This window comes from Kluyvera sichuanensis, from assembly GCF_014218705.1.
In the GTDB taxonomy this organism is placed as follows: Bacteria; Pseudomonadota; Gammaproteobacteria; order Enterobacterales; family Enterobacteriaceae; genus Kluyvera; species Kluyvera sichuanensis.
In genome coordinates, this window is the sequence record NZ_JABBJF010000032.1 from 1 (window position 1) to 12,911 (window position 12,911).

Consider the following 12,911-nt stretch of genomic DNA (forward strand, 5'->3'; position numbering starts at 1 on the left):
TGACCCGCTGGACGTGGTTTCTTAGCTCGATAACAGCGGCCCACTTTCAGTTCTTCGATGCTCATTGCTCGGCTCCTTGGCGTAACTGGGCGGCGCTCCTGATTGTGCCACTCTTAACCCCAGCAAAAGCCTTTAGCCAAAGCTTGCGATTGAGTGGATCATCTGTTGAATACGGATTGTCAGTTACCTCAAGACCTATTACGGCGGCGTAGATTCCCTCCTCGTAAGCGTTGTCGACATCTCTGGTATTACCATCTTCATCAATTCTGCCGGCTGGCTTAATCTGATTATTCACGCGATACCTCCTTCACGAAGCTGAGTAGCGAACTCATCAAGCTCAGCTAACAATTCATCAGTCCACTGAGCCGCTCTGCTTGCGTATAACATCTCCACACCCTGAGCCCGCACTTCAGTCAGGTACGCGTCGGTTGCCGGGGTTTCAGGAATACAGTCACCGGCGTCGAAATACTCTTCGCTTTTATCATCCCAAATCCAGCAATCATCTTTGATGAACTTCGTCATCCCCGCATTCTCCGCTACCACCGCAGCAAGCTGCTGCTCAAGCTTGTCAAATTGACGAACCAGATATTCAGCCAGGGTCTCGTTAACAAGCAGGTCACCAGGAATGCATTGACCACGCAGAAGACCTTCCATCTCGAATAAGTTAATTTTCATGCTCTCTTCACTCCGAATGTTTTAACCAGTGCAGACTCCATGCGACCTACGCAGGAGCGAATGCGGGTAATTTCTGTCTCTGGAAAATTGCTGATTGCCATCTGATGCAGAGCGCCTTTGAGTGGCTTGCTCTCGATGATTTGCATGCGATTAGCGGCGAACTTCTTCAGGGATTGCTTGATGCTTCGTCCGTCTGCTCTGGCGCATGCGCGGCATAGTTCGGCATGGAGGATGGTTTCAGGGAATTCCGGGTATTCAACTTCGATAATCTGGCGGGTATTGAGCGGCTCGGTCATGGGATAACCCTCCCGTAAACCGACAGTACCCGGCGCATTGCTTCACTCTGGAGGCACTCCTGGAAAATCGTGTTTACGCCATCACGGCTAATCGGCTTGCCGTCGTCTTCTGCCCATGCGTACACTCCGACACGCCAGCGGCGCTCAAGCAGAGTTATTTCTCCACGGCGGCGCATCTTGAATGACGTAGCGGTAACGAACTGGAGAGGAATGCCGTACCGAGCGGCGACTTCTGCCGCTGTGAAATATCCATGCTCATCCAGGAAAGACTCGATTGCTTCGCGTGCTGTCATGATTGGCTCCTGTAGCTATCCCAGGTGAATGACAAGGTGCATCCGCCGCCGTCGTTCATGCGGTCAATGACGCGTTCTCCGATGAATGCCGATAGCTCATCCTTGGTCTGGTTGCTGATCAGGATGGTGGGCTTCATTTTCTCGTACCGGGTATTGATGATTTCGAACATGATTAGCTTCTCAGCCTCGCTTCCGAACTGAACGCCAACCTCATCGATAATCAGCAGGTCTGCATGGGTGAAGTGCGATATAACCTCATCCTCGCTTCTGGTGGAGTTTTTCGACCAGGTAGACTTGAAGTCGCGAGCAATTTTCAGCGCGGTAGTGAAAATCACTGAGCTCTGGTGATGCTCGATGACATGTCGAGCTATCGCCAATGCGAGATGATTTTTCCCTGTTCCCGGCTTCCCACACATCACCAATCCGCCTCCCTGCTTTAGCCGCTCGGGCCATTTTGCTGCGTACGCCTGACATACCCGCATGGCGCGATCTGCATCTTTCGTGACTGGTTGGTAGTTATCCAGGGTGCAGGAGGCAAACCGCTCAGGGATGTTCAGGGAGCTAAGCAGGGAATCAATATTTGCCTGTTTAGCGAGTCGCAGAGATTCCTGATGTTCAATTTCACGATCAGCAAGCTTGTCTCTCAGGCATTCCGGGCATTTAGATTTCGATGAAATGATTTCCCTTCCGGCGATCACCACCTTTCTGACAAATGCTGTGTAGTCACCGTGCTTACAGCAATTCGCATGGACCTCTTCGAAGGAAACTCCATCCTGCGATTCAGGCTTGGCATGGCTGATGGATTCAATCTCTCGACGCAACGACTCAATGTCTTTCAGTTGGCCGTCAAGAATCTGTCTGTGCATGTTGATATTCATCGTTAGTCCCTCGCCCATGCAGGAATTTCGGTTTTCCCATAGTCCTTGCCAGCGAAGTTCTCAGGCATCCGACTTTGAGGTTTTGGTTGCTGCTTGCCATTTTTTGGCTCAAACAGCCCTTGCCAGCCATTTGCAATGCTCTGGTTAATGATTTCTTCAGGCTGGTATCCGTTGTTCCTGTAGCGTTCGAGAAGGTTTATCGACTGTGTAACCGTCTGCTGGGATTTGATTGGCTTTTTCAGGTCATGCCGGTACGAAACCCACGAAGCCCATAGCGAGGAAGATAACCATTCTGGCAATGGAGAATTGTTGGGATCGAAACTAACGGGCTTAGGCGTCTTATTTGTTTTATTACTATTGTCTTTCTTGTCTTTTGTATGTTTGTCTTTTGTGTTTACCTGATTCGGGTAAGTGTCGTTACCTGATTCGGGTAAACTTTTCTTACCTGATTCGGGTAAATTTACCTCTTTCAGGTAAGGTTTTATTTTCTTACCTGGTTCGGGTAAATTTACCTCTTTCAGGTAAGGTTTTATTTTCTTACCTGATTCGGGTAAATTTACCTCTTTCAGGTAAGGTTTTATTTTCTTACCTGATTCGGGTAAACAAGACCATTCACTAACCGCTTTGTTAATGCCTATGGTTCGACCTGATTGGGTAAGAATTCCACGCCTCACCAATGTGCTTTTTGCTGCCGAACATTTATGAGAAAGAATCCCGGTTAGCGCAGAAAGCTGTTCGTTGCTAACCCAATCGGATTTCTTGTTAAAGCCATAGGTTTTGCGCATTACAGCCATGAAAACCAGTAGCTGATGCTGAGACAAGCCAGCCAGCATGACAGCTTCAAGAAGTTCGTTGGCAATGCGCGTATAGCCATCTTCAAGATCTGCCACGCGCGGCTCCTTAAGTGCCACGTCAGGCACAGGGAAATTGATTACTCTGGCGATATTTGCCATAATTACTCCTGTGAATTGATCCAGTTATTCGGCTAGAATTTCATGGTTATCTGATCAGAACGCTCCGCTCCAACGGGGCGTTTTTTCTTTCCGCACATCCTCTCTTCCAGCAAGTCAGCCAGTCCCACAACCACACGTGAAATGTCGTCGTCAGTAATCGAGTAACCGATGAATTCGAGTAGTGCAGCCATGCGCGGGATGTAGTGCTTCTTCCACTGTGTTACCGATGATTTGTTTACGCCGAGATGCTCAGCTACCTGGGTAGTTCCGAGGATGGCGATACGGTTTAAGATCCAACTCTCAATGTTTCGAGCGCTGGTTTTGTTGCGTGTTGTTAAGTCATCCATTTGGTAAATTCCTAGTGTGTTAAATAGTTAATTGATAAATCGTTTGTTCTTTATATCGTGCACCATTGACAGTCATCCATGACCACGCCGGGCACCCGACCATATACCGGGCCGTTCGGTACTAAAAGTACATTTTTATTACATGACTAATTGCTGCTTACCGATACGGCGAATCTGTGCTGCTGAATACTTGCCGCCTGATGCTTTGGCGATCTTGTCCGCGTACTCGGTTTCTCCTGTAAACTCGGTACGCGGCAGAGAACCACGCTCAATCCATTTGTAAATGGCCTTGGGCGTAAGTCCGCAAACCTCAGCCACAACAGATACACGAACGGATTTAATGACGTGTCCAAACGTAACTTCGTTCATTTGCATCTCCAGTGGTGAACTTGTAGTTCATATTATGACGGAACTGATAGTACAGTCAAGTACAGATATAGTTGAACTGATGGTTCAACAAAATGAGCGTGAAAAATTCTCGCTAAGGCTTGCGCTGGCCTGTGATAAGGCGGGACTTCCACAACATGGCAGGCAGGCTGATCTAGCTGCTAGAATGAAACTTACACCGAAGGCCGTAAGTAAGTGGTTTAATGGCGAATCGGTTCCAAGAAAGGAGAAGATGGAGTTGCTAGCATCGGTGCTGGGGACTACAGCTGCTTACCTTCATGGGTACGCTACAGAGGACGGTATCACACCTAACCACGCCTCTAAGGTGTCCGACTCTTATCGAGTGGACGTATTAGATGTTCAAGCGAGTGCTGGGCCGGGGACTATGATTTCCAATGAATTCATTGAGAAGGTCAGGGCTATTGAGTACACAACTGAGCACGCCAGAACTTTATTTAATGGCAGGCCTCAAGACCATATAAAAGTCATCACTGTTAGTGGCGACAGCATGGAGGGGACTATCAATCCTGGTGACGAGATCTTCGTTGATGTGTCCGTTAACCATTTTGATGCTGACGGAATTTATGTTTTCGTCTATGGCAGAACCCTTCATGTAAAACGCCTGCAGATGCAGAAAGACAAGCTAGTTGTCATATCTGACAATCCGATATACGAGCGCTGGCATATTGAAGAAGCTGACGAAGACCAGCTTCACGTGGTAGCCAAGGTCTTGCTTCGTCAGTCGATAGATTATCGTCGGTTCGGATAAAAATAAATTACCTTAAAGTTCATTATGTTATGACAAAATGGACTTTTTTTACCTAAAATATGTACTATTGGTACTTTACATGAATGAACTTTCAGTACATTATAAGTCCATCGAAACAACACAGCGTTTCGGTCAGTCGAACGGCGCGACAGTAAACCATGCGTCGGGAGCGCGGCGGGTTCAGGATGAACGGCAATGCTGCTCAATAAAGTGCTCATCACAATGAGTTTTCATTGGAGAAATTATCGTGATGAGAAATAGCACATCGAAATGCAATCCTCTTTGTGATTTAGATAAATTCCTTTCTTACGATGAAGAAACCGGCGCTTTTATTTGGCTTCAAGCAATGAAAGGTAGATTAAGTGGCAAGGTCGCCGGGGCAATAGATAAGGATGGATACAGGATCATATGCTTTAAAGGGAAGCTTTATAAAGCTCACAGACTGGCTTGGTATATTAAATATGGATACATGCCTACAGAAACGATCGACCATATAAATCTCATTAGGGATGATAACAGAATAAATAATCTTCGCCTTGCGACAATGTTTGAGCAAGGAAGGAATAAGAGAAAACCAATAAACAACAAGTCTGGATATGTAGGAATCACATGGTCGGCATCTTCAAATAAGTGGCTGGCTCAAGTCTGTTTTAATAAAAAGACACATTATGCGGGGAAGTTCAATGATATTGAGGATGCGGTAATTGCTCGTAACAAACTGAAAAGCAAACTAGTTTCTGAACTTTAAAGCAGGCATTTCAACGCCGCCAGCCATCGCAGCAGCAAATCGGTTACGGCGCGTTAATTAACTTATGAGGTGAGGTAATGGATATTAAAAAATTACTCCAAGAAATTGAAAACTTGGAATCAAACATAAGAGACATAGACAACTTATTGGGAGCGCATGGGCTGCATGGATTTAACTTGATTGTTGTTGCAGCTAACAATACCCAATGGAGAGGCGCCGCCGATCAGGAGTTTCTAATTGAAGCACTCAAATCGAAAAGAAACGAGATGCACGAGAGGCTTGTGAAGTTGATTGATGCGGTTGGAGTTGTTGAAAAGGTAATTGATGGACTGGTCGCTTAGGCGGCCTTTTTATTAGCTCACGATACAAACAGAGGGTAAGGCGATGGAAGAGCAGGCTAACAAGATTCTTGTTGAGCTTTTGCAGAAAGCGGTTGGTGGGATTGATGCCGCAGTATCATTCAGTCAGGCGCAGATACCGGACATTGTTCACCAGTTGCTGGTTTGGAATTTTGTGCAAAGCATGATAGCAACGCTAATTGGAATTGCTCTAATCTGCGCGAGTCCATTGATTGCCAAATCGATTTTATCAACGTTTGGAAAGGCGAAAATAAAAGATGGGTCGTGGACCGTAGATCAATCATTCGAATTCGTGAAGAGCATGAGCTTCCCGGCATTTATAGTTCTCGTATTCTGTGCTGGGGGATTCATTGTAAGCATTATGGTTGTCGTCAATAACATGGACTGGCTGAAAATCTGGCTAGCTCCGAAGCTTTACCTACTCGAATACGCAGCATCACTCATCAAGTAACCCGCTCCGGCGGGTTTTTTATTACCTCATACCTCACCGCATTTAGGGGGACACAATGCTCTCACGCGACATTGATATAATGCTGGAAGGAAAAAGCAGACGTCAGAAACAATTTGTGCTGGCGTATGGGGTTGGTGTCAACGATTGCAACTTTCCTGTTACCTCAAGGGTTAATGGAGTTCTCGTTACTCATAGGGCTTTTCAAACATGGAAAAATATCCTTCAGAGATGCCTTTATGCGCCAACAAAACAAAAATACCCAACTTATGCAGACTGCTCTTTAGGAGATGAGTGGATTTATTTCTCTAATTTCCATACTTGGTGGAAAGCGAATTTTCGTGAGGGATGGGTTGTTGATAAAGACATTCTATTCCTAGGAAACAAAGTCTACTCGCCGGAGTATTGCCTATATGTACCTGAAGAGCTGAATAACTTTGTCATTAGCCGTGAAGCTAAAAGAGGTGGAACTGCTATAGGCACTACCTTTGATGCTCGAGTTGGTTTATTCCGAGCAAGCATCAGCCTCGGCAAAGGGAAAAAACATCACCTAGGAGCGCATAAAACGGAAGATGAGGCATATTCAGCTTGGCTTAATGCAAAGCTAAAGTTGGCCGAGCGTTTCAAGCCAGTCTGCGACGAGATACACCCCCAGCTTTACGAAAGCCTACTCACGAAAATTCGTTCGATTAAATGAAATACAAAGCCGACACACGATGTCGGTTTTTTTATGACACACAGCGGCCATCCACCGCTTCACTGCCGACATAGCGTCGGATGCAGAAGTCTTTACGTTCAGCGGCGCGGCTTAAGCGCGGAGATTATTATGAGCATTATCGAGTTGACCAGAAAGAAAATGGCAATTGAAGCCGAACTGGCTCAGTTGAAAGCGAAGTTTACTGATGACACTTCACGCATCGGCAAGGAGTTGATTGCCGTATCTGAAGGAATCAACCAAGCCAATAAAGGCCTATCTGTCGAGATGGTTCAGCATGGCATGACAATCATTAGCTTTGGCGACCCTAAGCAAAGCACGGAGCGGCGCAGGTGTGTTGAGGATGCAATTAATGACATTGCATCAGGATTCCCCCGCCTGAGTGAGCGTTATTTTGGCACAAAAAATTATGCCCATTGGAGCGACCAGCGCGAAGACCATCGCTATGGATATGGCCCTGGACATGGGTCTATTTGCTTCAAGGTGGGATTAACTGTCGCAGCCCTGGCCAAGTTGGTCACTGGTGGCCTGAGTGATTACGACGCCGAATGCGCAATCTATTGCCTGATGAATATTGACGCCATCAATGCAGCAAATGCCAAAGCCCGGGAGGCATCATGATTAACCATTACTTACTTCAGGTAGCTCAGGGTGAGCTTGCAATAGCTCAGGTTACTGGTGACGGCCTGTTATGGCAGAGAGCCATGGCAAAGATGCGTGTTGCTATGGGTACGCCGAGATATAAGCGTGGAGGCTGCAATGGAAATCACTGATACAAAACCGGTATGGCTCGTTGTCGGCAACACTGACAATACTGAGGGTCGTGGATACCCCATTGTTTTGTATGTATGCGAATCACCTGAGACCGCAACTCGTCTTGGCAAGAAACGTTACGTGCAAGGGAGTGATTGCCCGATTGAGGAATCTGTCGCCGTAAGGATTGGTGGAAGAAATAGCCGCTGGCTGGTTCCTGGAGAAATACAACCAAGTTCACTTGCTGATACTGAGCTGATGGTACGTAGACAGCAGAAAGAACAACTCTTAATTAAGTTGCGAGAAAGCGGATTTACCGACGAAGAAATCGCGACTCTATCTAAATAACCAATCCCCCTTTCCTCTCTGGCAGTCATTCAGATGCCGGGCAGCTTATTACCTAAATTCAGGAGAACTCATGAAACATAAAGTAGAAATCCCGAGACTCCCACGAACACGAGCAATGCTTCTGGCTAATCACCGTAACTGGATTGTTCAGGCTCGGGAGTCGCGATTGCTCGGATGGAGGCGTGAGGCAGCCTATGCGTTGCGTAGTGCGTCTATTGAACGTACCTGCATCCAGTATCAGGAGCGTGCAGCATGAGTGCAATGGAACGATGGGATGACGATGCTTTCTTGCGGCTGATGGCTGATGTGATCGGCGGCGTGGAAGTAGAAGGCGATGAGCCGGTGAATCTGGCTACTGAGCAACAGAATCCGGTTGTTAGTTGGGATGAATTCGCGGGGGATTTTTCATAATGGGAACAGCAACGTTAATTCTCGGTGAGTCTGGTACCGGTAAATCAGCAAGTCTCCGAAACATGTCGCCAGACGACGCGATCCTGATTAAGGCAGTAGGAAAACCGCTACCGTTCCGCTCTAGTGGCTGGAAGTCATGGGACGCAACAAGCAAAACAGGAAGCGTCGTCGTATCTGACGACTGGAATCACATCCTGACAATCATTAAGAAGGCACCAGCATACGGAAAGAAAATCATAATCGTTGATGACTTCCAGTATGTGATGAGCAACGAATTTATGCGCCGTTCTGAAGAGAAGTCTTTCGACAAGTTCACGGAGATAGGCCGCCATGCCTGGGAGGTGATTAAAGCTGCTCAGGACGCGCCTGATGACCTCCGAGTGTACTTCCTTGCCCACACCGAAGAAACGGCGATGGGCCGCACAAAGATGAAGACGATCGGAAAGATGCTGGATGAGAAAATCACCGTTGAAGGCATGTTCACCATCGTACTTCGCACCATGACCCGAGACGACAAATTCTTCTTCTCTACCAAAAACAACGGATCCGACACCGTTAAATCACCGATGGGCATGTTCGAAACCAACGAAATTGATAACGACCTCTCCTACGTAGACGCGACTGTTTGCGAATACTACGGATTCACCAATGTTCACCAACTTAAGGGTTCTGCCGCATGAGCAACGTAATTTTCACCTATAACGAAGAATCAGCACTGGCCGCCGGAATGGGCGGCTTTATCAACGAGAATGGCGCGTACATTTTCACCATCACCGAGGCCGAACTGAAGCAGGGGGCTGATGGCAGTAAAGCGCAATGGATTGAGTTTTCAGGCGATAGCGATGATGGACGCAAGGTTCAGTACCTCAGCGTCTACTCAGTGAAGAAAGACGGCACACCTAACACCTACGGCGTAAACATGATTAACGCGATGATGGGCTGCGCGGGCATTAACTCATTAACGCAATACATGGCGACAGCCGGGAAATACGTTGCACCTGAGTTCGCAGGTAAACGCATCGGCCTGGTACTTCAGAAAGTACTCCGCAGCAAGCGAAATGGTGACGACACCTACGGCATGGAGATCCGCATCCCATTCATTGCCGATACTCGCCAGACTTTGCAGGAACGCAAGGAAGGCGCGAAACCTGAGGCTGTCGATAAGACAGCAGCGTCACTGAAAGACCGCGATAACCGTAATAAAAACGGCTCTCCGCAATCTGGCCAGACTCATTACGAATATGAAGGCAACGACTTCTAACCACCTCCCTCGTCACGCTATCCACGCAATTTAAGGAATCACATGAACAACCTAATGGTTGACCTTGAAACAATGGGCAACGGGCCTTACGCGCCTGTCATTTCAATCGGCGCTGTTTTCTTCAACCCAAAAACTGGAGAGATTGGCGAGGGTTTTTCGGTCAACGTATCGCTTGAATCATCCATGCGGTACCGCGCCCGACCTGACGCATCAACAATCCTTTGGTGGATGCAGCAAGGGGAAGATGCTCGCAAGTCACTTCTGCATGAAACGTTCGCACTAAATGATGCGCTGGATAATTTCTCTGAATTCATCGCAGAAAATACCAATCAGAAATACGTGCAGGTGTGGGGTAATGGCGCGTCATTCGATTGCGTCATCCTCCGCAACAGCTACACCCTCACCGGTCAGGATGTTCCATGGCAGTGGTGGAATGACCGGGATGTGCGAACCGTGGTTGAGCTAGGCAAAGCGATCGGTATCGACCCTAAGCGCGACATGCCATTTGAAGGCACTCGCCACAATGCGCTAGATGATGCCATTCATCAGGCCAAGTACGTTTCAGCCATCTGGCAAAAACTCACCAAATAACAACCTCTGGAGCTTGTCATGATGTCACCTGAGCAGTTACTCGCTGCTTTACGGCGGGATAGTCGCACGCATATCACTGCGATGTGGCGATGGCTGGATGATACCTCGGGTGCCATTTCAGGCTCAGGGGTATTGAATTGCACGCTGAATGAGTTCGTACCCTATTACGCTGGCTGGGCTCCTTCTCTGGAGTATTCAGAATCAATTATCCCCATCACCACAGTGAAACTCATTGAGAGTTCACTGACGCGAGAGGATTGGGGGAATCAGCATCTTGGCGGGTGCATTTACCGGCTGAAGGAGGCTGCATGACACCAGAGCAAGACAACGCCGTCCGCGCACAAGGACGTAAGTGCGTGGCAGAGATTATGCAGACGATGAAATGCAGGCCTAAGCCGAAATGGAATGCAGTCGTTCCGCCAATCATCAGAAAGCACCATCAGAAAATTTCGCCGCTTGGTATCAGCCTGGTGGCATTCGTTAGCAGCATCGGTCGAATGCAGGGCCGGTACGGAGTGGAATCATGAACAGGGGGTTATGTGAATGAGCTGGCTATTTTCGCTGGCGCTGGCGGAGGAATGCTCGGTGGGCACCTCCTTGGCTGGCGAACAGTTTGCGCAGTTGAACGTGATGCCTACGCCGCACAAGTTCTCGCGCAACGACAAAACGATGGAATTCTCCTGCCTTTCCCGATTTGGTCTGACGTGCGCAGTTTTGACGGAAAGCCATGGCGTGGAATTGTTGATGTCGTTTCTGGCGGGTTTCCGTGCCAGGACATTAGTGCCAATGGTCACGGTGCCGGCATCAATGGGCGCCGATCCGGACTGTGGTCAGAAATGGCGAGAATCGTCAGTGAAGTACGACCTGAATTTGTCTGTGTGGAAAACTCTCCACGACTCAGAGGAAAAGGTCTCGCCGTGGTCATTGGTGACCTTGCCGAAATGGGGTATGGCTGCGAGTGGTTCCGTCTTTCAGCATCGAACTGCGGAGCGCCCCATGAAAGAGACAGGATGTGGATTGTGGCCTACGGCGAAGGCAACAATCCGCGGAGATTGTCCGAGCGAGCGATTACGCAGAACTCCAGACTTACCGAGTGCAATAAAGATGCGACCGTTACCGGATGGGTCGGAGCCTCTCCAGGATGGACAGCTGAACCCTCAGTGGGTCGAGTGGTTCATGGGATGGCCCATCGGGTGGACAGAATTAAAGCCCTTGGCAATGGACAAGTTCCGCGAGTGGCAGCGGCAGCATTCTCCCTGCTTAAAGCAGATTGAGGATGCTGCATGACCAAACTATCGCAAATCATCAGGGAGCTTCGGGCTCCTTTTTTATTGGTTACTTTAACTATCAATCAGCAGTTCAGGGAGTGAGATATGGAAGAGAAACGTTTTACGCCGGGCCCGTGGAGATTTGATGAGAATACAACTTTTTCAGGGGAGCCAATTTTTTATATATCCCAAGATGAATCCGCTCACCACACCCCAAATTATTCCGACGTGGCACAAACATGCAGTGGCGAGAACAGACACATACAGAAGGCCAATGCGCAGATAATCGCATCAGCTCCAGCGTTGCTAGAGGCTCTGCTTGCATCCCTTCCAATATGGGAAAACCACAAATTGGATGCAAGCGAGGCGTCTATTCTTCTGGACTGTCGCGCCGCCATCGCCAAAGCACTCGGTAAGGAATAGCTATGGACATCATTGATTCAGCATCAGAAGTAGAAGAGCTGCAGCGTAATGCTGCACTAGCTGCGCACAGGATGAACCGGGATGCAGTATCGGCTATGCGCTGCAGTGATTGCGACGAAGAGTTGCCAGAAGCTCGCCGGATTGCTTACCCGGGCTGCACGATGTGTGTTGATTGCCAGGCGGATGCAGAGAGACGGAATAGGAGGATGTGATGTGGCCTATATGCAAACACTGCGGTCGTAAGTGCTGGAGCGGTTGGTGTGCCAAATGTGATAAGCGGGGGTGATGTGATGTGGATGACCGGTTGGCATATCTACTGGACTCGATTCCGATTCTTTCGTGAGTTGCTCGGATTCCAGAGCGCCTATTGCAAGATGAAGAACGAGCAGAAAGCATTAATCAGATTGAGGGGTGAGTGATGGATTACAGCAAGATGAGTGATGCAGAGATTGGTCGGAGAGTAGCTGCGGCTTGCAAGTTGGAAGGCGGAGCTAATTACAATGGGGAGACCCTAATTGTTAGAAATGGTGTATGGGCTTCGTTCGACCCATGTAACGACCCGGAAGACGCATGGCCTATTATCGTGGAGAACAAAATTACCGTTCATGCACCTATGCGGTACGAAGAACCACAGGAATGGTTGGCATTTGATGTCCATGATTCGGATGTGGATTTCAATGACGCAAACCCACTCCGCGCCGCGATGATTGTTTACCTCAAGATGCAGGAGTCAGCCAATGTTCAGGGTAATACTGCCTAACACCTATTACGTTGACCACCATAATGCCCTCTGCAAAATCCTCCGCACCACCTCCACAACAGTCCACTACCAGCGAAACGGTCATAACTGCATAGCCAGCATGATGCGATTCTCTGCAGATTTTGAGTACGTTGATGGCGCGGAGTTAAAGCAGATATGGGCAGACATCGAAACAACAGAGCATATTAAGAAGCTACGCGCTATGAAGCGGGTGGCTTGAGGAGAAAT

Annotated in this window: 26 protein-coding genes; 18 read left to right on the plus strand and 8 right to left on the minus strand. The window is 48.4% G+C overall.

The window, feature by feature from the left end:
* Positions 1–61 precede the first annotated feature (61 nt).
* From HII27_RS22520 to HII27_RS22555, 8 genes are all read right to left on the minus strand, one after another.
* On the minus strand, positions 62–295 hold the full coding sequence (locus HII27_RS22520; RefSeq protein WP_185669638.1) for a hypothetical protein: 234 nt from the start codon (positions 293–295) through the stop codon (positions 62–64).
* On the minus strand, positions 292–675 hold the full coding sequence (locus HII27_RS22525; RefSeq protein WP_185669639.1) for a hypothetical protein: 384 nt from the start codon (positions 673–675) through the stop codon (positions 292–294). Before HII27_RS22525 ends, HII27_RS22520 begins: the two co-directional genes overlap by 4 nt.
* The gene (locus HII27_RS22530; protein ID WP_185669640.1) at positions 672–971 is read right to left on the minus strand and encodes a hypothetical protein; all 300 of its coding nucleotides are present in this window, start codon (positions 969–971) and stop codon (positions 672–674) included. Before HII27_RS22530 ends, HII27_RS22525 begins: the two co-directional genes overlap by 4 nt.
* Complete coding sequence (locus HII27_RS22535) at positions 968–1,264, minus strand: hypothetical protein (protein WP_185669641.1); 297 nt, start codon at positions 1,262–1,264, stop codon at positions 968–970. The genes HII27_RS22530 and HII27_RS22535 overlap by 4 nt, the downstream gene beginning before the upstream one ends.
* A complete protein-coding gene (locus HII27_RS22540) occupies positions 1,261–2,160 on the minus strand; it encodes an ATP-binding protein (protein ID WP_396401891.1) in 900 nt (299 codons plus the stop codon). Before HII27_RS22540 ends, HII27_RS22535 begins: the two co-directional genes overlap by 4 nt.
* A complete protein-coding gene (locus tag HII27_RS22545) occupies positions 2,145–3,095 on the minus strand; it encodes a replication protein (RefSeq protein WP_185669642.1) in 951 nt (316 codons plus the stop codon). Before HII27_RS22545 ends, HII27_RS22540 begins: the two co-directional genes overlap by 16 nt.
* A 32-nt stretch (positions 3,096–3,127) precedes the next feature.
* Entirely contained in the window at positions 3,128–3,442 is a 315-nt protein-coding gene (locus tag HII27_RS22550) for a CII family transcriptional regulator (protein WP_185669643.1), read from the minus strand.
* 138 nt (positions 3,443–3,580) lie between these two features.
* The gene (locus tag HII27_RS22555) at positions 3,581–3,811 is read right to left on the minus strand and encodes a helix-turn-helix domain-containing protein (protein ID WP_052928615.1); all 231 of its coding nucleotides are present in this window, start codon (positions 3,809–3,811) and stop codon (positions 3,581–3,583) included.
* Positions 3,812–3,890: 79 nt separating this feature from the next.
* Between HII27_RS22555 and HII27_RS22560 the strand changes: the two genes are divergently transcribed.
* The 18 genes from HII27_RS22560 (at position 3,891) to HII27_RS22640 (ending at position 12,903) form a co-directional block, all read left to right on the plus strand.
* Positions 3,891–4,598 carry a LexA family transcriptional regulator gene (locus HII27_RS22560; protein WP_077943452.1) on the plus strand — a complete coding sequence of 236 codons (708 nt, stop codon included), beginning with the start codon at positions 3,891–3,893 and terminating at the stop codon, positions 4,596–4,598.
* Positions 4,599–4,848: 250 nt separating this feature from the next.
* The gene (locus tag HII27_RS22565) at positions 4,849–5,346 is read left to right on the plus strand and encodes an HNH endonuclease signature motif containing protein (RefSeq protein WP_223883281.1); all 498 of its coding nucleotides are present in this window, start codon (positions 4,849–4,851) and stop codon (positions 5,344–5,346) included.
* A gap of 77 nt (positions 5,347–5,423) precedes the next feature.
* Positions 5,424–5,687 (plus strand): hypothetical protein, encoded by a 264-nt coding sequence (locus HII27_RS22570; RefSeq protein WP_059385080.1) that lies wholly within the window; start codon positions 5,424–5,426, stop codon positions 5,685–5,687.
* A 43-nt stretch (positions 5,688–5,730) separates the two neighbouring features.
* A complete protein-coding gene (locus tag HII27_RS22575) occupies positions 5,731–6,156 on the plus strand; it encodes a hypothetical protein (RefSeq protein WP_185669645.1) in 426 nt (141 codons plus the stop codon).
* Positions 6,157–6,211: 55 nt separating this feature from the next.
* The gene (locus HII27_RS22580) at positions 6,212–6,850 is read left to right on the plus strand and encodes an AP2 domain-containing protein (RefSeq protein ID WP_185669646.1); all 639 of its coding nucleotides are present in this window, start codon (positions 6,212–6,214) and stop codon (positions 6,848–6,850) included.
* Between the two features lie 129 nt (positions 6,851–6,979).
* Positions 6,980–7,489 carry a hypothetical protein gene (locus HII27_RS22585; RefSeq protein ID WP_185669647.1) on the plus strand — a complete coding sequence of 170 codons (510 nt, stop codon included), beginning with the start codon at positions 6,980–6,982 and terminating at the stop codon, positions 7,487–7,489.
* A gap of 138 nt (positions 7,490–7,627) precedes the next feature.
* Positions 7,628–7,969: a hypothetical protein gene (locus tag HII27_RS22590; protein WP_185669648.1), complete on the plus strand. Its 342-nt coding sequence runs from the start codon at positions 7,628–7,630 to the stop codon at positions 7,967–7,969.
* A gap of 252 nt (positions 7,970–8,221) precedes the next feature.
* Entirely contained in the window at positions 8,222–8,380 is a 159-nt protein-coding gene (locus HII27_RS22595) for a hypothetical protein (RefSeq protein WP_185669649.1), read from the plus strand.
* Positions 8,380–9,060, plus strand: a complete 681-nt coding sequence (locus HII27_RS22600) for an AAA family ATPase (RefSeq protein WP_185669650.1) — start codon at positions 8,380–8,382, stop codon at positions 9,058–9,060. Before HII27_RS22595 ends, HII27_RS22600 begins: the two co-directional genes overlap by 1 nt.
* Positions 9,057–9,641, plus strand: coding sequence for a DUF669 domain-containing protein (locus HII27_RS22605; protein ID WP_185669651.1), 585 nt, complete (start codon positions 9,057–9,059; stop codon positions 9,639–9,641). Before HII27_RS22600 ends, HII27_RS22605 begins: the two co-directional genes overlap by 4 nt.
* Before the next feature lie 42 nt (positions 9,642–9,683).
* On the plus strand, positions 9,684–10,232 hold the full coding sequence (locus HII27_RS22610) for a 3'-5' exonuclease (protein ID WP_185669652.1): 549 nt from the start codon (positions 9,684–9,686) through the stop codon (positions 10,230–10,232).
* 18 nt (positions 10,233–10,250) lie between these two features.
* A complete protein-coding gene (locus tag HII27_RS22615) occupies positions 10,251–10,544 on the plus strand; it encodes a hypothetical protein (RefSeq protein ID WP_185669653.1) in 294 nt (97 codons plus the stop codon).
* Positions 10,541–10,759 carry a hypothetical protein gene (locus HII27_RS27270; RefSeq protein WP_223883279.1) on the plus strand — a complete coding sequence of 73 codons (219 nt, stop codon included), beginning with the start codon at positions 10,541–10,543 and terminating at the stop codon, positions 10,757–10,759. Before HII27_RS22615 ends, HII27_RS27270 begins: the two co-directional genes overlap by 4 nt.
* Before the next feature lie 51 nt (positions 10,760–10,810).
* Positions 10,811–11,506, plus strand: a complete 696-nt coding sequence (locus HII27_RS22620; RefSeq protein WP_191092180.1) for a DNA cytosine methyltransferase — start codon at positions 10,811–10,813, stop codon at positions 11,504–11,506.
* A gap of 99 nt (positions 11,507–11,605) precedes the next feature.
* Entirely contained in the window at positions 11,606–11,923 is a 318-nt protein-coding gene (locus HII27_RS22625; protein WP_185669655.1) for a hypothetical protein, read from the plus strand.
* 2 nt (positions 11,924–11,925) lie between these two features.
* A complete protein-coding gene (locus HII27_RS22630) occupies positions 11,926–12,135 on the plus strand; it encodes a TraR/DksA family transcriptional regulator (protein WP_185669656.1) in 210 nt (69 codons plus the stop codon).
* A 206-nt stretch (positions 12,136–12,341) separates the two neighbouring features.
* Positions 12,342–12,683 carry a phage protein NinX family protein gene (locus HII27_RS22635; RefSeq protein WP_185669657.1) on the plus strand — a complete coding sequence of 114 codons (342 nt, stop codon included), beginning with the start codon at positions 12,342–12,344 and terminating at the stop codon, positions 12,681–12,683.
* Positions 12,661–12,903, plus strand: a complete 243-nt coding sequence (locus HII27_RS22640; protein WP_185669658.1) for a DUF4222 domain-containing protein — start codon at positions 12,661–12,663, stop codon at positions 12,901–12,903. Before HII27_RS22635 ends, HII27_RS22640 begins: the two co-directional genes overlap by 23 nt.
* The last annotated feature ends 8 nt before the right edge of the window (positions 12,904–12,911 follow it).